The sequence below is a fragment of the Ralstonia mannitolilytica genome (assembly GCF_000954135.1).
In the GTDB taxonomy this organism is placed as follows: Bacteria; Pseudomonadota; Gammaproteobacteria; order Burkholderiales; family Burkholderiaceae; genus Ralstonia; species Ralstonia mannitolilytica.
Window position 1 is genome coordinate 2,068,537 of the sequence record NZ_CP010799.1, and the last position, 18,292, is coordinate 2,086,828.

The following is an 18,292-nucleotide window of genomic DNA, read 5'->3' on the forward strand; positions in this document are numbered from 1 at the left end:
AGAACTGCGCCAGCCGTGCCGTTAGTCCTTTTGGAACCCTCAACCCATGGAAGAGCCCGCCCGCACATGCCGCGCGTGCTCCGTATCCGGAGAGTCTGGAATGAACAAGCTCAGCTTCCGCCAAAAGCTTTGGCTGCCGCTGGTATTCAGCCTGATCGCGCTGACGCTGATCTCGGTATTCAACGCCTGGCAGGCACGCGCGATCCGCATGGAAGAGCGCAAGAACAACCTGGTGAGCGTCACCACGCAGGCCGTCAACCTCGTCAAGCAGTACGACGACCTGGCACGTGCCGGCACCCTGACCAAGGACGAGGCACAGAAGCAGGCGCTGGAGCGCTTCAAGGCGCTGCGCTATGACAAGGACGGCTACTTCACGATCACGAACTCGCAGGAAGTGGTGGTCATGCACCCGGTGGCGGCCAACCTGATCGGGCAGAAGCGCAGCGATTTCAAGGATTCGCAGGGCAACGCGATCTACGTCGACATGACCAACGCGGCCAAGCAGCCGGATGGCGGCTTCACGCGTTACGTGTGGCCGCGCGTGGGCGGCACGGAACCGGTGCCGAAGCTCGCCTACGTGCTGCGGTATGAACCGTGGGACTGGATCGTTTCGACCGGCGCGTACATCGACGACATCAATGCGGCCTTCATGCTCTCGCTGTATCAGACCGGCGGCCTGCTGGCGGCGGTGGCCGTGGTGCTGGTGCTGCTGGCGGGCGTGGCCAACCGCAGCCTGCAGCGCACCCTGGGCGGCGATCCCGCTTATGCCGCAGACGTGGCCAACCGCATTGCAGCGGGCGACCTGACCGTGGAAATCGCCACGCGCCCGGATGACCAGCACAGCCTCCTTTACGCCATGAGCCGCATGCGCGGCGCGCTGGTGCAGACCATCGGGCGCATCAAGGGCGCGTCGGAAACCATCGGCACGGCCACGCGCGAGATTGCCAGCGGCAACCTGGATCTGTCTTCGCGCACCGAGCAGCAGGCCAGTTCGCTCGAAGAAACCGCGTCGGCCATGGAAGAGCTGATGTCGACCGTGCAACAGAACGCCGACAACGCGCAGCAAGCCAACCAGCTCGCCGCGTCGGCCTCCGACGTGGCGTTGCGCGGTGGCGAGGTGGTGACGCGCGTGGTGGAGACGATGGGCTCGATCAACGCCTCGTCGCGCAAGATCGTCGACATCATCGGGGTGATCGATGGCATTGCGTTCCAGACCAACATCCTCGCATTGAACGCCGCTGTGGAAGCGGCGCGCGCGGGCGAGCAGGGCCGCGGCTTTGCCGTGGTGGCCGGCGAGGTGCGCAGCTTCGCCCAGCGCAGCGCGGCAGCGGCCAAGGAGATCAAGGCGCTCATCGACGATTCGGTCGGCAACGTGGAGGCTGGCAGCGCGCTGGTGGAAGAAGCCGGCACGACCATGCGTGAAATCGTTGCGAGCGTGAAGCGCGTGACCGATATCGTGGGCGAGATCACGGCCGCGAGCCAGGAGCAGCGCTCCGGCATTGAAGAAGTCAGCCACGCGGTCACGCAGCTCGATGACGCCACGCAACAGAACGCAGCATTGGTCGAGCAGGCCGCGGCGGCCGCGCAGTCGCTCGAAGAACAGGCGGCGAGCCTCACGCAGATCGTCGCGCAGTTCCGCCTGAATGCAGACGCCCTGCGTGCGGCACCGCTGGCGCCAGCGAAGGCCGAACCGATGGCCGTCGCGCCCGCAGCGGCACCGGCCGTTCAGGATGGGTCGAAGACGCAACGCGAACCGGCCAAACCGAGCGCCGAGGCTGCCAAGGCCCGGCTCACTCCGCGCAAGGCGCCCGTGCTGCGCAAGGCAGCCGACAAGCCGGTCGCCGCGTCGGCAGACAAACCGGCGCCGCCGGTGGTGCCGGCCAGTCTCACCAAGGCGAAGCCCCTGGTCGCCGCCGGAGACGATTCCGACTGGGAAACGTTCTAACCGGCCGCTGGGCCATCGATCCGCTTGGCCCAGCTCTCGACTTCGCCGCGCGCGAGTCGGCCTTCCACCAGCTTGCGCCACGATGGCGTGAGCGGTAGCGCCAGCATGTCGGTCAACGCAGCATGGTCGAGCATGTTGCGATAGAGCACGTCCAGCACCCGCGCCAGCGGCCACTGCGGCCACGGGCGCTCGAGCCATTCCAGGGTGTCGCCCGCGCGCAGCGTGCCGCCTTCCAGCACGCGGTAGTACCAGCCGGTGCGGCCGGTGTGCTGCACGCGGCGCGCCATGTCGCGCGTGTCGAAACGGTCGTTGAGCTTCCAGCACGGCTGGCGCAGCTGCGAGACCTCCAGCACCACGTTGCCGGCGCGCAGCCGGTCTCCCACGCAGACGTCGGCCTCGGTCACACCCATCGTGCTGAAGTTTTCGCCAAAGGCGCCGGCTTGCGCCAGCAGCGGCCGGGCCCCCAGGTCTGCCTGCCAAGCCGCGTAATGATCGAATGGGTAATGGTGGATCGCCTTGTCCGGGCCACCGTGCACGCGCAGGTCGCCTTGCTCATCGCCGGTGATGCCGTTGATGCCTATCTGCACGGCATCGGCTACCGGGCGTTTGTCGATGGCGCTGCGCGAGCCGGGGCGGGTGTAGTCGACGGCGCGGCCGATGAGGAGGGTCTCGATGCGGATGGGGCGGGGCAGCGTCATGCGGCCTCCGCGCGGTCGGCCCGGCAGGTCATCGCTTTGCCGGTGTGTTGCGAGGCACGGGTTGCCCCAGTGTGGGCGTGGCCCGGCTTTCGTCGATGTGGCTGCAATAGGCCGATGGGCTCCGACGGAACGTGGCGCAGGTCGAGGACAGTGTTCATGGCAAGGCGTCGCACAAAGAGGACGCTCATTGTGAACGACGGTCGAGCAGCGCAAAACCCGCGCACACGCTGTGGGTTTGTCATCGTCAAGCTCGGCCGGCGGTGTGCCGCGCACGGTCTCCAGCCGGAAAGAAAAAACCCGCGCGAGGGCGGGTTTTTTCTGCCTGCAGGGATGGCCGTGCGATCAGGCCTCAGCCTTCGCCCGCGAGAACGGCGCCGTGATCTTGATCATCTGCACAAAGGCCTTCGGGTTGCCGGCCAGGATTTCGCCCTGGTCGAGGTAGCCCGATTCACCGCTGTAGTTGCCGACCAGCCCGCCCGATTCCGTGACCAGCAGCGAGCCGGCGGCCATGTCCCACTTGCTCAGGCCCTGCTCGAAGAAGCCGTCGAGGCGGCCGCAGGCCACGTATGCGAGGTCCAGGGCGGCGGCGCCGGGGCGGCGCAGGCCCTTGCAGCTTTCCGTCATGGTGGCGAACAGGCGCGTGTAGTCGTACAGGCCCTCCATGTCGCGATACGGGAAGCCGGTGCCGATCAGGCAGTCGGCCAGCTTGTCGCGGCGCGTGACGCGGATCCGGCGGTTGTTCAGGAACGCGCCGGCGCCCTTGGACGCGGTGAAGAGTTCGTCGCGCGTCGGGTCATACACCACGGCCTGCGTGACCACGCCGCGCTGCATCAACGCGATCGACACGCCGTATTGCGGAAAGCCGTGGATGAAGTTGGTGGTGCCGTCCAGCGGGTCGATCACCCAGACGTTTTCGCTGGCGGTCTCGCCGTCGGCCCAGGACTGGCCGGACTCTTCCGCTAGAATCGCGTGATCGGGGTAGGCTGTCTTGATGACTTCGATGATCGCGGCTTCGGCCGCGCGATCGACTTCGGTGACGAAATCGTTGTGCTGTTTGCGCTCGGCGCGCAGGCTATCGACGTCGAAGGACGCGCGGTTGATGATGGTGCCGGCCTTGCGGGCAGCCCGGACGGCGATATTGAGCATCGGATGCATGACGGATCTCCGCGCCTGGCGCGCCTTGGCGGCAGGCGAAACAACACAGCGAATTGTAGAAGAACGAGCGGCGGGCCAATCTCGCGATCCTGCCCGCCGTCAAAAGAGTGGCCGTATTGTATATGAACCCCGCCTCCGTCGCCCCGGAAACAGCACCGAACCCCACACTCGCCGACCCGGAAACGTTGCGCCAGCGCGCAGCCCGCTGCCGTTTCGTGCTGGTGGAGACGAGCCACCCCGGCAATGTCGGCTCGACGGCACGTGCGCTCAAGACGATGGGATTCGCCGATGCGGGCAGCTTCGTGCTCGTGCGCCCGCGCCAAGCCGACGCCACCTCGCATGCCGATGCCGTTGCCATGGCAAGCGGCGCCGACGACGTGCTTGCTAATGCGCGCGTCGTCGAGGACATTGGTGAAGCGCTGGCCGGGGCTTCGCTCACCATCGCCCTGACCGCGCGCCCGCGTGAATTCGGCCCGCGCCGCATCGGCCCGCGCGCTGCCGCGGACGAGGTGGCCGCCTTGCTGGCCGCGCCGGACACGACGGTTGCCTTCGTCTTTGGCAACGAGCGCTTCGGCCTGCCAAACGAGGTGGTGGAGCGCTGCCATGTCGTCACGCACATTCCTGCCAACCCGGCCTATGCCTCGCTGAACCTGTCGCAGGCGGTGCAGTTGATCGCGTACGAGGTGCGCATGGCGCTGCTGGCCGACACCGGCACGGGCGACACGCGCGTCGAGGGCGTCGGCTTTGTCGGCGAGCCGGCTACCGCCGAGCAGATCGACGGCATGTTCGAGCACCTCGAGCGCGGCCTCGTCGAGATCGGCTTTCTCGACCCCGCACAGCCGAAGAAGCTGATGCCGCGCCTGCGGCGTCTGTTTGCCCGCACCCAGCTGGAGACCGAGGAGGTCAACATCCTGCGCGGGATCGCCAAGCGCATGCTGGGCCGCCGCGGCGATGCGGCCACGCCGCCCACGGGCGCAGCCGACGACTGTCGCTGATCGTCCTGATCGCCGCCTGCACGGCGGCGCGCTGCGTCTGTCCGTCGGGCTAAAACCCTTGCCATCGCGCGGTAAGGGATGCCTTACACTGCCCCCAGCGCACACCGATGCGCGGCAGTTTCATAACGATCCACACACGACCAAGATGTTCACACGCATTCGCGAAGATATCCGCGCCATCATGGAGCGAGACCCGGCCGCGCGCAGTCGCTGGGAAGTGCTGACCTGCTATCCGGGTCTGCACGCCGTCATCGTCCATCGGGTCGCGCATGCGTGTTGGAACGGCGGTTTCAAGTGGCTGGGGCGGTGGCTTTCGCACCTCGGGCGTTTTCTGACCGGCATCGAGATTCACCCTGGCGCGACGATCGGCCGGCGCGTGTTCATCGATCACGGCATGGGCGTGGTGATCGGCGAGACGGCCGACATTGGCGACGATTGCACGATCTACCAGGGCGTCACGCTGGGCGGCACCTCCCTGTACAAGGGCGCCAAGCGGCATCCGACGCTCGGCAAGGGCGTGGTGGTGAGCGCGGGCGCCAAGGTGCTCGGCGGCTTCGTCATCGGGGACGGCGCGCGGGTTGGCTCCAATGCGGTGGTGCTCAAGCCGGTGCCGCCGGGCGCCACGGCCGTGGGCATTCCGGCACGCATCGTCGAGCGCGATACGCCCAAGGAGGCCCAGCCGGCGCTCAAGCAGGAGTTCTCGGCCTACGGGATCACGCCGGACGCCGATGATCCGGTGTCGCTGGCGCTCAAGCGGTTGATCGACCACAGCGCGCTCCAGCAGGAGCGCATCGAGTCGATCCTGTCTGCACTCGACCGCCTGGGCGCGCACCTCGAGAACTCGCCGAACGATCCGTTCGATGCGAGCGAGCTGAAGCGGATGCTGAAGTAGGGCCGGGCGGTGACGGTCATGACGCCGTCACCGGCTCGACGGTCCATGCGCCTTTGTCGAATTTGAGGAAGCTGCCGCGCGGCTGCGGCGCATCGAAATCCCAATCGGAGAGCACCCAGCGCCTGCCGGCCGGTTCATGATGCAGCTGCGGGCGGTGCGTGTGGCCGTGGATCAGCGTGGCGGTGCCGGCGGCCTTGAACAGCGTATCGACGGCTTCGGGCGCGACGTCGCCCATCATTGCGGCGGCGCGTGGTTCGCCTGCCACGTTGGCGGACATGGCACGGCCGGCTTCGCTCTCCGCGCGCATCTTCTGCGCGATCCTCAGCCGCCAGCGCAGCGGCATCGCCAGGAAGATCCGTTGCACCCAGCGCCTGCGCGTCCAGCGGCGAAAGCGCATGTAGGCCGCGTCACGGGTGCACAGCGCATCGCCATGGGCGAGTGCGATGCGCTCGCCATCGACTTCCAGAACGCTCGGGTCGCCCAGCAGCGTGGCATGTGCGGCCGCCAGGAAGCGCTCGCCGAGCAGGAAATCGCGATTGCCGTGCATGAACAGCACGCGCGTGCCGGCGTTCGCCAGCTCGGCGAGCAGGCTGGCGATGTGCTGGTGGAACGGGTCGACGAGTTCTTCATCGCCGACCCAGTACTCGAAGAAATCGCCCAGTATGACCAGCGTGCGTGCTTCGCGTGCGCGCGTGCGCATGAAGCGCTCGAACGCGGCGGCGGTGGCGGGCATGCTGGCCGTCAGGTGCAGATCCGAAATAAAAAACACCGGCCCGGAAACCCGGACCGGTGTCTTCAGCGCGGATGCCGTGGAGGCGTGCGCTGCGTCGATCATTCGATGACTTCGGCGCTTTCGATGATCACGTCTTCCATCGGCACGTCCTGGTGGAAGCCGCGGTTGCCGGTGCGCACGGCACGAATCTTGTCGACCACGTCCATGCCTTCGGTCACCTTGCCGAAGACGGCGTAGCCCCAGCCTTGCGGCGTCGGCGAGGTGTGGTTCAGGAAGTCGTTGTCGACCGTGTTGATGAAGAACTGGGCCGTGGCCGAGTGCGGATCATTGGTGCGTGCCATGGCAATGGCGCCGCGCTCGTTCTTCAGGCCGTTGTTGGCTTCGTTCTCGATCGGGGCCTTGGTCGGCTTCTGTTTCATGTCGTTGCCCGGTTCGAAGCCGCCGCCCTGGATCATGAAGCCCTTGATGACGCGGTGGAACACCGTGTTGTTGTAGTGGCCGTCCTTGACGTAGCTCACGAAGTTGGCGACGGTCTTGGGCGCCTTTTCGGCGTCCAGGGCGAGCGTGATGTCGCCGTGGTTGGTGTGCAGCTTGACAGTGGTCATGATGTTTCCTTCGGTGAGCAAAGCGTTACTTGGAGACGACGGTGGCCGATTCGATGACGATCGGCTTCACGGGCACATTCTGGTGGGGGAACCGGGTCGTGGTTTCCACGGCCTTGATCTTGTCGATGGTGTCGGTGCCCTCGACCACCTTGCCGAAGACGGTATAGCCGTAACCGTCCTGACCAGGGTAGTTCAGCATGTTGTTGTCGACCACGTTCACGTAGAACTGAGCGGTGGCGGAGTTCGGATCCATGGTGCGGGCCATGGCGATCGTGTACTTGTCGTTCTTCAGGCCGTTCTTCGATTCGATCTCGACGGGCGGGCGGGTGTCCTTCTGCTTCATGTCGGGCGTGAAGCCGCCGCCCTGGATCATGAAACCGTCCATCACGCGATGGAAGATCGTGCCCTTGTAGAAACCATCCTTCACGTACTGCAGGAAGTTGGCGACCGTCTTGGGGGCTTTGTCCGGATAGACCTCCACGGTGAAGTTGCCCATCGACGTCTTGAACTGGACGCGCGGCGCGGGCGCGGCTGCCGCAGCCGCGGACACGGCCAGCGCACACACCAGCCCGGCAAAGAGAGAGCGAATACGAAGCATGATCGAGAGGGAAGGATCGGAAAGGAGAATGGCCGCGCGCCTCAATGACGCTTGGCCGGTTTGCCGGTGACGCCGCTTGCGGCGGGCAGTGCGGCAGCGGGCTCTGCAGCGGGATGCACGCCCGGGAGGTCGGGCAGCGCATCCAGGCGTGCACGTGCGTTGGCGTTCTTCGGGTTCAGCTTGATCGCGTTCTGGTATGACTGGGCGGCCAGACGGACGTAAATATCGCCGAGGTTCGATTGCGCCAGCGCATTCTCGGGCGCCACGCGGCTCGCCATGATGAGGCTGTCCCGCGCACGCAGCAGCTCGCCGCGTTCGGCATACAGCGCCGCCAGGTTGATGTATGGCTCGGGCAGTTCAGGGAAGTCCTGCGTCATCTGGCTGAATGCCACGATGGCATCGTCGCTGCGGCCCAGGCCGGCAAGCGCCACGCCACGCTGGAAACGGGCCTGCGCGTTGCGCGGTTGCGCCGCGACATCCTTGTCCAACTCGGCCAGCGCCTCGGCGTATCGCTTGCCGGCGAGTTCATCATCGATGCGCTTCTGGCGTGCGACCTGCGGCGGTTGCTGGTTGCTCGGCGTCAGGTCTGCCGGCAGTGCAATGCCGGCGGTCTGGGCGATGGCCGGCGTGGCTGACACGGCAAGCAGGCAGGCCAGGGTTGCAGCGCACAGGGTTGCACCGTGCAGACGCAGCGTACTGTTCATGAGAATCGGTTCCGTTATACTCCGCCGCATTCTAACAAACCGTCTTTGTGCGCAGCAGCGGCCATGCGCATCGGGAAAGGTGCTTGACGGGGAGCAAGCCGGCGCGCCGGCCGCCCGACTCGTCGGCGCAGTTCCGGTAAGATATGCCGCTAGTTTTTCGGGCGCTGTACCGGCGCCGACTGCCTCCAATTTGGTCCGCCTGCATCGGCGCATCTCGCATGCGCGGCGCGCTGAATCTCCCGACACCGCTTCATGGAATCACTCAAGATCTACAACACGCTTGCGCGTGAGAAACAGACGTTCGTCCCCATCGAGCCTGGCCGCGTGCGCATGTACGTGTGCGGGATGACGGTGTACGACTACTGTCACGTCGGGCATGCGCGGGTCATGGTGGTGTTCGACATGGTGCAGCGGTGGTTGCGTGCATCGGGTTACGAGGTGACCTACGTGCGCAACATCACCGACATCGACGACAAGATCATCAGGCGCGCGGTGGAAAACGGCGAGACGATGCGCGCGCTCACCACGCGCTTCATCGAGGCGATGCACGAAGACGCCGATGCGCTGGGCGTGCAGCGCCCCGATCATGAGCCGCGCGCGACGCAATACGTGCCGCAGATGCTGAGCATGATCGGCAAGCTGCAGCAGAATGGCCTTGCCTACCAGGCCGCCGACGGCGACGTGAACTACGCCGTGCGCAAGTTCCCCGGCTACGGCAAGCTGTCGGGCAAGTCGCTCGAAGACCTGCGCGCCGGCGAACGGGTTGCGGCCAACGATGCCAAGCAGGATCCGCTCGACTTCGTCCTGTGGAAGTCCGCCAAGGCCGACGAGCCGGCCGAATCGCGCTGGGCTTCGCCATGGGGCGAGGGCCGCCCCGGCTGGCATATCGAGTGCTCGGCGATGAGCTGCGAGCTGCTCGGGGAACATTTCGACCTGCACGGTGGCGGCGCCGACTTGCAGTTTCCCCACCACGAAAACGAGATCGCCCAGTCCGAGGGCGCGACCGGCAAGCCCTTCGTCAACACGTGGATGCACAACGGCTTCGTGCGCGTGAATGACGAGAAGATGTCGAAATCGCTGGGCAACTTCTTCACCATCCGCGATGTGCTGAAGGTGTACGACGCGGAAGTGGTGCGCTTCTTCATCCTGCGCTCGCACTATCGCAGCGATCTGAACTACAGCGATGCACACCTTGACGACGCCCGTCACGCATTGACGCGCTTGTATACAGCGCTCAAGGACGTGCCCGCATCGGCCAATGCGCAGCCCGACTGGAACGAGCCGCACGGCAAGCGTTTCCGCGAGGCCATGAACGATGACTTCAACACGCCGGTCGCGGTGTCGGTGCTGTTTGAGCTGGCGAGCGAAGTCAACAAGACGCGCTCCCCTGAGCTGGCCACTCAGTTGGCGGCGCTGGCCGGCGTGATGGGTTTGCTGGGGCGCGATCCGCACGCGTTCCTGCAAGGCGGCGTGTCGGCCGATGGCCTGGATGCGGCTGAAGTCGAAGCCCGCATCGAAGAGCGCCGCGCCGCCAAGGCCGCACGAGACTTTGCCCGCGCCGACGCGATCCGCGCCGATCTGCTGGCCGCGGGCATCGTCCTGGAAGACAAGCCGGGCGGCGTGACCGAGTGGAGACGCGCATGAACGCGGTGGCCAAGAAAGCCAGCGCAGGGCGCGGCACGGCCGCCAGGAAGGCGCCTGCCGTGAAAACGGCGGCCCCCCGGAAGGCCTCCGCCAAGAAGATCGACGGCGCGCCGAGCAAGACGGTTGCCGCCAAAAGCACGACCATCAAGGCCGGCAAGGTGACGCAGGCCGGTCCTGCCAAGCGCGCTGCAACCAAGGTGCCGCTGCCGGAAACCCTCGCGACCAACGAAACCGTGCCCGTGCCGGCCGAGGTCGTGCTGTCGGGCCCACCCGCGTACTGGCAAGAGGCGTGCGCCGACCTGATGAAGCGCGACCGCATCCTGCGCAAGATCATCCCGACGTACGGGCCGGCGCACCTCGCATCGCGCGGCGATCCATTCGTCACGCTTGCCCGATCGATCGTGGGCCAGCAGATTTCAGTCAAGGCGGCGCAATCGGTGTGGGAGCGCGTGGTGATGGCGTGCCCGAAACTCGTGCCTGCACAGTTCCTGCGGGCCGGGCAGGAGAAACTCGCGGCCTGCGGCTTGTCCAAGCGCAAGGCCGAGTACATCCTCGATCTGGCCGAGCACTTCCGCAACGGTACGGTGCACGTGGCCAAGTGGGCGGAGATGGACGACGAGGACGTCATCGCCGAGCTGACCCAGATTCGCGGCATCGGCCGCTGGACAGCCGAGATGTTCCTCATGTTCAACCTGATGCGCCCGAACGTGCTCCCGCTGGACGACATCGGGCTGATCAACGCGATCTCACAGAACTATTTCAGTGGCGAACCCGTCACTCGCAGTGAGGCGCGCGAAGTGGCCGCCAACTGGGAGCCGTGGCGCACCGTGGCGACGTGGTACATGTGGCGCAGCCTCGATACGGCCACCACGTATTGAGCTGTCAACTTCAATGAAACGGCGCGCATCGCCGGGCGGCCAAAATCCGGTAGAATGCGCGCCTTCAAGAGCCTTTCAGAAGATCCATGAAAACAACCTTCCTGGAGTTCGAGCAGCCGATCGCAGAACTTGAGGCGAAGATCGAAGAACTTCGTTTCGTTCAAGACGATTCCGCTGTCGATATTTCTGAAGAAATCTCCCGCCTGGCCGCAAAGAGCCAGCAGCTCACCAAGGATCTGTACGCCAACCTGACGCCCTGGCAGGTCGCACAGATCGCCCGGCACCCGCAGCGTCCTTACACGCTGGACTACGTCCGCGAGATCTTCACCGACTTCCACGAGTTGCACGGTGACCGCACGTTTGCGGACGACCTGTCCATCGTGGGCGGTCTGGCGCGCTTCAACGGCCAGGCTTGCATGGTCATCGGCCACCAGAAGGGCCGCGACACGAAGGAGCGCGCGCTGCGCAACTTCGGCATGTCCAAGCCCGAGGGCTATCGCAAGGCCAAGCGCCTGATGGAACTGGCCGACAAGTTCGGCCTGCCGATCTTCACCTTCGTCGATACGCCGGGCGCCTTCCCGGGTATCGATGCAGAAGAGCGCGGCCAATCCGAAGCCATCGGTCACAACCTGTTCGTGATGGCCGGCCTGAAGGTGCCGCTGATCGCCACCATCATCGGCGAGGGCGGCTCGGGCGGGGCGCTGGCCATCGCCATGGGCGACGCGGTCCTGATGCTGCAGTTCGCGACGTACGCCGTGATCTCGCCGGAAGGCTGCGCGTCGATCTTGTGGAAGACGGCCGAGAAGGCGCCCGAAGCCGCCGAGGCACTGGGCCTGACCGCGCACCGCCTGAAGGCGCTGGGCCTGATCGACAAGATCGTCAACGAGCCGCTGGGTGGCGCCCACCGCGATCCGAAGGCCATGGCCGCCATGCTCAAGCGCGCGCTGGCCGAGTCGCTGCGCCAGTTCCAGGGCATGAAGACGTCGGAACTGCAGGCGCGTCGCCACGAACGGCTGATGGCCTATGGCAAGTTCAAGGAAACCGACGGTCGCTGATTCGTCTGCGCTGCTGGTCGACAAGGTCGCACAACGCGTTGCCGCGTGTGCGGCCTTTGTCGTTTCTGGCGGCGTGCCGACCGTGGCCATTGCGCTGTCGGGCGGGCGCGATTCCGCCGCGCTGCTGCACGCGTGCGCGGCGTGGCGCGATGCAGGGGCGCACGTACGGCTCGTTGCGCTGCATGTCAATCACGGCCTGCAGGCCGATGCCCACGCCTGGGAGCGCGCCTGTTCCCGCATGGCCGAAGCCGTCGCCGTCGAGTTCCACGCGCGCCGCGTCCATGTCTGCGCCAGTGCAGGACAGGGCGTCGAGGAAGCCGCGCGCGAGGCCCGCTATGCCGCATTGGAAACGCTTTGCACCGAGACCGGCGCGTCGCTTCTGTTGACGGCGCACCACCTGGACGATCAGGCGGAAACCGTCCTGCTGCAGCTGATGCGCGGTGCGGGCCTGGACGGGCTCGCCGCCATGCCGATGGTGCGCCCCGGCGCATTCCCGCTGTTGCGCCCCTGGATCGATGTGCCGCGCAGCGAGATCGAGCGCTATGCACACGCGCGTTCGCTGACTTGGGTTGACGACCCCTCGAACGATGACACGCGCTACGCGCGCAATGCATTGCGGCCGCTGCTCAAGGGAATGGCCGCGCATTTTCCCGGGTATCGCGAAGCACTGGCGCGCAGCGCGGCGCACCTCGCGCATGCGGCTGAGCTCGTCGATGAAGTCGCACGGGCGGATCTCGCGCAGATCGTTTCCGCGAACGGTCTCAGCATCGCAGGACTGGCCGCGCTGTCGCGCGCGCGCCAGCGTGCGGCCCTGCGGCTGTGGCTCGGGTCGGAAGGCATGCGGGCTCTGTCCGCGCGCCGGCTGGACGATCTGCGCACACAACTGGTCGAGGCCCGCCAGGATGGCGCGCTGTGCGTCAACCTGCCGGCCGGGCGCTGCGTCAGGCGCTACCGCGGGATGGCATGGATGGAACGCGCCGAGGTCGATCCCGCGCGACAGGCTGCCGGCGAGGTCATCCCCTTTGATGGGACGCGGCGTACCGAGCAGCGTGTCGATGTGGCGGCGTGGAAGGGGGTGCTCGTTTTCTCGCCCGTGTCGAACGGCATTCCGACGCACGCGTTGCGGGGACCGCTCTCACTCGTGCCGCGCCGAGGGGGCGAGCGCATCGTGCTGCGCACAGGCGGCCCTACGCGCGCCCTGAAGCAGGCCTATCAGGAAGCGGGAATCCCCGCCTGGCAGCGGGCGAAGCTGCCGCTGCTGTACGCGGGCGACACGCTGGTCTTCGCCGCGGGTCTGGGCATCGACCGCTCGCTCGTGAAGCGGGGTGCCGCGTGGGACATTGCCTGGCTGCCGGCAGGCCTACGTGGGGGATAGGGCACATCGCTTCGCGCGATTTGCTTGCCGATCAATGCAGTTTGCTGTATTTTCAAAAGCTTTTGCACCGCACCGCCTCCTCTCGATCTTCCCAAGATGGCTCTCATCGTTCACAAATACGGCGGCACGTCGATGGGTTCAGTTGAACGCATCAAGAACGTCGCCAAGCGCGTTGCCAAATGGCATCGTGCCGGTCACCAGATCGTGGTCGTTCCGTCGGCCATGTCCGGCGAAACCAACCGCCTGCTGGGTCTGGCCAAAGAGATTTCGGCCCAGCCCGACCCGCGTGAACTGGACATGATTGCCTCCACGGGCGAGCAGGTGAGCGTGGGCCTGCTGGCCATCGCGCTGCATGCCGAAGGCATTGACGCCCGCAGCTATACCGGCTGGCAAGTGCCGGTCAGGACCGACTCGGCCTACACCAAGGCCCGCATCCAGTCGATCGACGACCAGCGCGTGCGCGCCGATCTCGATGCCGGCCGCGTGGTCGTCATCACCGGCTTCCAGGGCATCGACAGCGAAGGCCACATCACCACCCTCGGCCGCGGTGGCTCGGACACCTCCGCCGTGGCGGTCGCCGCCGCGCTCGAAGCCGAGGAATGCCTGATCTACACCGACGTCGACGGTGTCTACACCACCGATCCGCGCGTGGTGGACGACGCTCGCCGGCTGGACAAGATCACCTTCGAGGAGATGCTGGAAATGGCCAGCCTGGGCTCGAAGGTGCTGCAGATTCGCTCGGTGGAGTTTGCCGGCAAGTACCGCGTGAAGACGCGCGTGCTGTCGTCGCTGACCGACCCGCTGATGCCGCTCGACGTCGAGATGAACTCGGGCACGCTGATTACTTTTGAGGAAGATTCGAACATGGAAGCCGCCGCCATTTCCGGCATCGCCTTTGCCCGCGACGAAGCCAAGATCACCGTGATCGGTGTGCCGGACAAGCCCGGCATCGCTTATCAAATCCTGGGTCCGGTCGCCGACGCCAACATCGACGTCGACATGATCATCCAGAACCAGTCGGTGGAAGGCAAGACGGACTTCACCTTCACCGTGCCGCGCGGCGAATACCAGCGCGCCCTGGCGATCCTGAACGACAGCGTGAAAGGCCACATTGGCGCGGCGAGCGTGTCCGGCGACCCGAAGGTGTCGAAGGTGTCGGTGGTGGGCGTGGGCATGCGCTCGCACGTGGGCATCGCCAGCAAGATGTTCCGCACGCTGTCGGAAGAGGGCATCAACATCCAGATGATCTCGACTTCGGAGATCAAGATCTCGGTGCTGATCGACGAGAAGTACATGGAGTTGGCCGTGCGCGCGCTGCACAAGGCGTTCGAGCTGGACCAGGCGTAATCGCCTGAGCATTGCCGGGTGGCGCCCCGGAGCTGCTGCTCCCCACCGCTGTCATGCAGTTGTCGTTGACCGGGTGGGGTGAAGTGGCTAGAATACGCGCTTCGTCGCGCGGGCTCCTTCGTGCGACGGACAGTTTGGGAGACGTGGCCGAGAGGTCGAAGGCACTCCCCTGCTAAGGGAGCATCCGGGCCAAAACCTGGATCGAGGGTTCGAATCCCTCCGTCTCCGCCAGCAATGGCGGAACAACCCCGGAAGATCGCGGTCTTCCGGGGTTTTCTTTTTGGCGCGCGCCCTACGAGCAAGCCACCATATTCGCCGGCCGTTTCCTGCTTGGCACGAGGCAGGGCATGACGCCGGGGCTGCATGCAGTGGGCGACGTTTGCACGGGCGGGTGACAGCCGCGTTCAGCGTTGCCCATACCCACCGCGATACGTGAGCAACGGAGCCTGGCGGCAGCGCAGTGCGATGGGTCATGCCGAGCGCCTCCGGTATCAAGAGCGATTTGCGCGGTTGGGAGACGTGGTGACGTTGCGCGGATGGCAGAGGGGAGAGGGGCTTGGCCCCGGAGGACGTGCGGCTATGTACGGGAGAGGGCTGTCGCCATCCACGAAAAACGGGACCCGATTGGGTCCCGTTGGCTCGTGCGTTCACGTGCGGTGACACGGAGGTGGGCCGCACGCCCGTTCAGCGTCAGCCCTGGCCGACGCTCTCCGGCACACCGGCGGTCACGTTGAAGCCGCAGTCGACGTAGGTGATCTCGCCCGTCACGCCGCTGGACAGATCGGAGAGCAGGAAAGCGGCCACGTTGCCGACTTCTTCAATGGTGACGTTGCGGCGCAGCGGTGCGACGTCTTCCATGTACTTGAGCAGCTTGCCGAAATCCTTGATGCCAGACGCCGCGAGCGTCTTGATCGGGCCGGCCGAAATGCCGTTGGCGCGGATGCCCTTCGGCCCCAGCGAATTGGCCAGATAGCGCACGCCGGCCTCCAGCGATGCCTTTGCCAGCCCCATCGTGTTGTAGTTCGGGACCACGCGCTCGGCGCCCAGGTAGGTCAGGGCGAGCAGAGACGCATTGGGCGACAGCATCGGCAGTGCGGCCTTGGCCAGCGCCGGAAAGCTGTACGCCGAGATGTCGTGCGCGATACGGAACGACTCACGCGACAGGCCGTCGAGGAAGTCGCCGGCAATCGCTTCGCGCGGCGCAAAGCCGATCGAATGTACGAGGCCGTCAAAGTGGCCCCAGTGCTTGCCGAGGTCTTCGAACACCTTGGCGATCTGCTCGTCGCTACCGACGTCGCAGTCGTACACCAGTTTGCTGCCGAACTCGTTGGCGAATTCGGTAATGCGGTCTTTGAAGCGCTCACCGACGTACGTGAAGGCCAGTTCGGCGCCTTCGCGCTTGCAGGCGTTGGCGATGCCGTAGGCGATCGAGCGGTTGGACAGAAGGCCGGTGATCAGAATGCGCTTGCCAGCGAGGAATCCCATGGTTTCTCCGTGCAGATGTGGGGCAACGTCGCGCCGATACGCCACGGCGGCATGGAGCGGGCGTGATTGCGGGCGCGACGTGATTGGGTCGGCGCGATCATACCGGAAAGCTCCGTACCGCTGCGCTTTTGCGCGGCAGTGCATACGCTGTGCCCGCCTTGTCAATGCGGGACGATCCTGCCGGCCGATTTGACGGGATTGCCTCGGCAGGGCGTTAGAATCGTCCAAAACACTGTTTTACACACCGATCAATCGGATCAACGCATGCAAGGACAACGGGGGCAAGGGGCGCAATGAGCGTGCGCGCTGCGGCACACACACGATGGATGGCACTGGCTTGCCTGCTGGCGGCCACATGCGCGGCGCCAGCCTGGGCGGCACACGGTTATGCGGAATACGGCGACCTGAAATATCCGGCCGGCTTTTCGAACTTCGCCTATCTGAATCCGAAGGCGCCCATTGGCGGGATGCTGCTGCTGGGCAACCCCGACCGGCGCACGAGTTTTGACAAGTTCAATCCGTTCACGATCAAGGGGACGTCCGCGCCGGGCCTGAACCAGCTGGTGTTCGAAAGCCTGCTCATTTCAAGCTGGGACGAGACGGCCAGCGGCTATGGCCTGCTCGCCGACGACGTCAACGTCGCGCCGGACGAGCTGTCGGTGACGTTCCATCTCAACCCGAAGGCGCGGTTCTCCAACGGCGACCCGGTACGCGCGTCCGACGTCAAGTACTCCTACGACATGTTGATGGGCAAGGGCGCGAGCCCCGCCTACCGCAGCATGACGGCCGACGTATCGAAGGTGACGGTCGTCGATGCCGCCACCATCCGCTATGAGTTCAAGCGCAAGAACAAGGAGCTGCCGCTCATCGTAGGTGGCTTGCCGGTGTTCTCGCCCAAATGGGGCAAGGGCAGCGGCAAGGCGGAGGACCCGGATGGCGGCAAGGATGTCCCGTTCGACAAGCTGACCTTCCAGGACCCCATTGCAAGCGGGCCGTACGTGATCGAGCGATTCGATCCGTCGCGCGGCATCACATTCCGGCGCAACCCGAACTACTGGGGCCGCGACCTGAACGTACGTCGCGGCTCGTTCAACTTCGAGCGCATCCAGTACAAGCTGTACAAGGACGAGACCGCCCGCCTCGAAGCGTTCAAGGCCGGTGAATACGACGCCATGGTCGAATACCGTGCCAAGAACTGGGCCAAGAGCTACGTCGGCGTGAAGTTCCGCAACGGCGAGCTGATCAAGAGCGAGTTCCCGCACCGCAATGGCGCCGGCATGCAGGGGTTCGTGATGAACCTGCGTCGGCCGCTATTCCAGGATCTGCGGGTGCGCCAGGCGCTGGGGCTTGCGCTCGACTTCGAGTGGCTCAACCGGCAGCTGTTCTACGGCGCATATCGACGGCTGGACAGCTACTTCGCCAACAGCGAGCTCGCGGCCTCGGATTCGATCACGGGCATGCCCGGCAAGGGCGAGCTCGCACTGCTGGAACCGCTGCGCAGCAAGCTCGAACCCGAGGTGTTTGGCGTGCTCTCGCCGCCGCCCTCCACCGACCCCCCAAGCTCATTGCGCGACAACCTGCGCCAGGCGCGCCGCCTGCTGGCCCAGGCGGGCTGGACATATACCGACGGCGCGTTGCGCAACGCCAAGGGCGAGCCCTTCGTCTTCGAGATGCTGGACGACGGTGGCGCCATGAGCCGCGTGATGGCAGCCTACGCGCGCAATCTCGAAAAGCTCGGCATCCAGGTCAACCAGCGCATGACCGACTTTGCCCTCTACCAGAAGCGGCTCGAAGAGTTCGATTTCGACATGATCTCGCTGCGCTTTCCCGACTCACAGAGCCCGGGCAATGAGCTGAAGGACCGGTTCGGTTCCGCGGCGGCGGACGAGCAAGGCTCCGACAACGTGATCGGCCTCAAATCGCCGGCGGTGGATGCCTTGATCGACGACGTGCTGCGCGCACAGACTCGCGACGAACTCGTCATCGCCTCGCGCGCGCTCGACCGTGTGCTGATGCATGGGTCTTATGTGATTCCGCACTGGTATTCGGCATCGCACCGCGTGGCCTACAACAAGAACCTGATGTATCCGGAGCGCCTGCCGTACTACTACTCGGCGGAAACTTGGGTGCTGACGGCCTGGTGGCGCAAGCCGGAAGCCTCCCAATCACCCCATCGGTGACGC

At 65.6% G+C, this 18,292-nt stretch carries 16 protein-coding genes and 1 tRNA gene; 10 read left to right on the forward strand and 7 right to left on the reverse strand.

Going from position 1 to position 18,292, the window contains the following annotated elements; genetic code table 11:
* Positions 1 to 100 precede the first annotated feature (100 nt).
* Complete coding sequence (locus TK49_RS09875) at positions 101 to 1,945, forward strand: methyl-accepting chemotaxis protein (protein ID WP_045786525.1); 1,845 nt, start codon at positions 101 to 103, stop codon at positions 1,943 to 1,945.
* Here TK49_RS09875 and TK49_RS09880 read toward each other — a convergent pair.
* Both TK49_RS09880 and TK49_RS09885 read right to left on the reverse strand, forming a co-directional pair.
* Positions 1,942 to 2,643 carry an MOSC domain-containing protein gene (locus tag TK49_RS09880; protein ID WP_045786526.1) on the reverse strand — a complete coding sequence of 234 codons (702 nt, stop codon included), beginning with the start codon at positions 2,641 to 2,643 and terminating at the stop codon, positions 1,942 to 1,944. The genes TK49_RS09875 and TK49_RS09880 overlap by 4 nt on opposite strands.
* Before the next feature lie 342 nt (positions 2,644 to 2,985).
* The gene (locus tag TK49_RS09885) at positions 2,986 to 3,798 is read right to left on the reverse strand and encodes an inositol monophosphatase family protein (RefSeq protein WP_045786527.1); all 813 of its coding nucleotides are present in this window, start codon (positions 3,796 to 3,798) and stop codon (positions 2,986 to 2,988) included.
* Positions 3,799 to 3,920: 122 nt separating this feature from the next.
* On the opposite strand from TK49_RS09885, the gene TK49_RS09890 reads away from it, so the two are divergent.
* Together TK49_RS09890 and cysE are read left to right on the forward strand one after the other, a co-directional pair.
* A complete protein-coding gene (locus TK49_RS09890; RefSeq protein ID WP_045786528.1) occupies positions 3,921 to 4,793 on the forward strand; it encodes an RNA methyltransferase in 873 nt (290 codons plus the stop codon).
* 145 nt (positions 4,794 to 4,938) lie between these two features.
* A complete protein-coding gene (gene cysE, locus TK49_RS09895) occupies positions 4,939 to 5,685 on the forward strand; it encodes a serine O-acetyltransferase (protein ID WP_045786529.1) in 747 nt (248 codons plus the stop codon).
* Between the two features lie 16 nt (positions 5,686 to 5,701).
* Here the strand turns inward: cysE and TK49_RS09900 are convergent, their stop codons facing one another.
* From TK49_RS09900 to TK49_RS09915, 4 genes are read right to left on the reverse strand one after another with little or no spacing between them, the layout of a single operon-like run.
* Positions 5,702 to 6,520 carry a UDP-2,3-diacylglucosamine diphosphatase gene (locus tag TK49_RS09900; RefSeq protein WP_045786530.1) on the reverse strand — a complete coding sequence of 273 codons (819 nt, stop codon included), beginning with the start codon at positions 6,518 to 6,520 and terminating at the stop codon, positions 5,702 to 5,704.
* On the reverse strand, positions 6,517 to 7,023 hold the full coding sequence (locus tag TK49_RS09905; protein WP_045786531.1) for a peptidylprolyl isomerase: 507 nt from the start codon (positions 7,021 to 7,023) through the stop codon (positions 6,517 to 6,519). Before TK49_RS09905 ends, TK49_RS09900 begins: the two co-directional genes overlap by 4 nt.
* 25 nt (positions 7,024 to 7,048) lie before the next feature.
* Complete coding sequence (locus TK49_RS09910; RefSeq protein WP_045786532.1) at positions 7,049 to 7,621, reverse strand: peptidylprolyl isomerase; 573 nt, start codon at positions 7,619 to 7,621, stop codon at positions 7,049 to 7,051.
* Positions 7,622 to 7,662: 41 nt separating this feature from the next.
* Entirely contained in the window at positions 7,663 to 8,325 is a 663-nt protein-coding gene (locus tag TK49_RS09915; protein WP_045786533.1) for a tetratricopeptide repeat protein, read from the reverse strand.
* Between the two features lie 252 nt (positions 8,326 to 8,577).
* Here TK49_RS09915 and cysS point away from each other — a divergent pair, with 252 nt between their 5' ends.
* The 6 genes from cysS (at position 8,578) to TK49_RS09945 (ending at position 14,855) form a co-directional block, all read left to right on the forward strand.
* Complete coding sequence (gene cysS / locus TK49_RS09920) at positions 8,578 to 9,969, forward strand: cysteine--tRNA ligase (protein WP_045786534.1); 1,392 nt, start codon at positions 8,578 to 8,580, stop codon at positions 9,967 to 9,969.
* Positions 9,966 to 10,847 carry a DNA-3-methyladenine glycosylase family protein gene (locus TK49_RS09925; RefSeq protein ID WP_045786535.1) on the forward strand — a complete coding sequence of 294 codons (882 nt, stop codon included), beginning with the start codon at positions 9,966 to 9,968 and terminating at the stop codon, positions 10,845 to 10,847. Before cysS ends, TK49_RS09925 begins: the two co-directional genes overlap by 4 nt.
* Before the next feature lie 86 nt (positions 10,848 to 10,933).
* Entirely contained in the window at positions 10,934 to 11,902 is a 969-nt protein-coding gene (locus TK49_RS09930) for an acetyl-CoA carboxylase carboxyltransferase subunit alpha (protein WP_045786536.1), read from the forward strand.
* On the forward strand, positions 11,871 to 13,277 hold the full coding sequence (gene tilS / locus TK49_RS09935; protein ID WP_045786537.1) for a tRNA lysidine(34) synthetase TilS: 1,407 nt from the start codon (positions 11,871 to 11,873) through the stop codon (positions 13,275 to 13,277). Before TK49_RS09930 ends, tilS begins: the two co-directional genes overlap by 32 nt.
* A 96-nt stretch (positions 13,278 to 13,373) precedes the next feature.
* Complete coding sequence (locus TK49_RS09940) at positions 13,374 to 14,624, forward strand: aspartate kinase (RefSeq protein ID WP_045786538.1); 1,251 nt, start codon at positions 13,374 to 13,376, stop codon at positions 14,622 to 14,624.
* Positions 14,625 to 14,761: 137 nt separating this feature from the next.
* Positions 14,762 to 14,855: transfer RNA gene (locus TK49_RS09945), tRNA-Ser, on the forward strand.
* Between the two features lie 459 nt (positions 14,856 to 15,314).
* On the opposite strand, the gene fabI is transcribed toward TK49_RS09945, so the two are convergent.
* Positions 15,315 to 16,109 (reverse strand): enoyl-ACP reductase FabI, encoded by a 795-nt coding sequence (fabI, locus tag TK49_RS09950; RefSeq protein WP_045786539.1) that lies wholly within the window; start codon positions 16,107 to 16,109, stop codon positions 15,315 to 15,317.
* Positions 16,110 to 16,402: 293 nt separating this feature from the next.
* On the opposite strand from fabI, the gene TK49_RS09955 reads away from it, so the two are divergent.
* Positions 16,403 to 18,289 carry an extracellular solute-binding protein gene (locus TK49_RS09955; RefSeq protein WP_045786540.1) on the forward strand — a complete coding sequence of 629 codons (1,887 nt, stop codon included), beginning with the start codon at positions 16,403 to 16,405 and terminating at the stop codon, positions 18,287 to 18,289.
* Positions 18,290 to 18,292: the final 3 nt, after the last annotated feature.

Bases quoted from the DNA above. Each gene is read 5' to 3' on its own strand.
- TK49_RS09875 (WP_045786525.1), top strand. From the start codon at position 101: ATGAACAAGCTCAGCTTCCGCCAAAAGCTTTGGCTGCCGCTGGTATTC.
- TK49_RS09880 (WP_045786526.1), bottom strand. From the start codon at position 2,643: ATGACGCTGCCCCGCCCCATCCGCATCGAGACCCTCCTCATCGGCCGC.
- TK49_RS09885 (WP_045786527.1), bottom strand. From the start codon at position 3,798: ATGCATCCGATGCTCAATATCGCCGTCCGGGCTGCCCGCAAGGCCGGC.
- TK49_RS09890 (WP_045786528.1), top strand. From the start codon at position 3,921: ATGAACCCCGCCTCCGTCGCCCCGGAAACAGCACCGAACCCCACACTC.
- cysE (WP_045786529.1), top strand. From the start codon at position 4,939: ATGTTCACACGCATTCGCGAAGATATCCGCGCCATCATGGAGCGAGAC.
- TK49_RS09900 (WP_045786530.1), bottom strand. From the start codon at position 6,520: ATGATCGACGCAGCGCACGCCTCCACGGCATCCGCGCTGAAGACACCG.
- TK49_RS09905 (WP_045786531.1), bottom strand. From the start codon at position 7,023: ATGACCACTGTCAAGCTGCACACCAACCACGGCGACATCACGCTCGCC.
- TK49_RS09910 (WP_045786532.1), bottom strand. From the start codon at position 7,621: ATGCTTCGTATTCGCTCTCTCTTTGCCGGGCTGGTGTGTGCGCTGGCC.
- TK49_RS09915 (WP_045786533.1), bottom strand. From the start codon at position 8,325: ATGAACAGTACGCTGCGTCTGCACGGTGCAACCCTGTGCGCTGCAACC.
- cysS (WP_045786534.1), top strand. From the start codon at position 8,578: ATGGAATCACTCAAGATCTACAACACGCTTGCGCGTGAGAAACAGACG.
- TK49_RS09925 (WP_045786535.1), top strand. From the start codon at position 9,966: ATGAACGCGGTGGCCAAGAAAGCCAGCGCAGGGCGCGGCACGGCCGCC.
- TK49_RS09930 (WP_045786536.1), top strand. From the start codon at position 10,934: ATGAAAACAACCTTCCTGGAGTTCGAGCAGCCGATCGCAGAACTTGAG.
- tilS (WP_045786537.1), top strand. From the start codon at position 11,871: ATGGCAAGTTCAAGGAAACCGACGGTCGCTGATTCGTCTGCGCTGCTG.
- TK49_RS09940 (WP_045786538.1), top strand. From the start codon at position 13,374: ATGGCTCTCATCGTTCACAAATACGGCGGCACGTCGATGGGTTCAGTT.
- fabI (WP_045786539.1), bottom strand. From the start codon at position 16,109: ATGGGATTCCTCGCTGGCAAGCGCATTCTGATCACCGGCCTTCTGTCC.
- TK49_RS09955 (WP_045786540.1), top strand. From the start codon at position 16,403: ATGAGCGTGCGCGCTGCGGCACACACACGATGGATGGCACTGGCTTGC.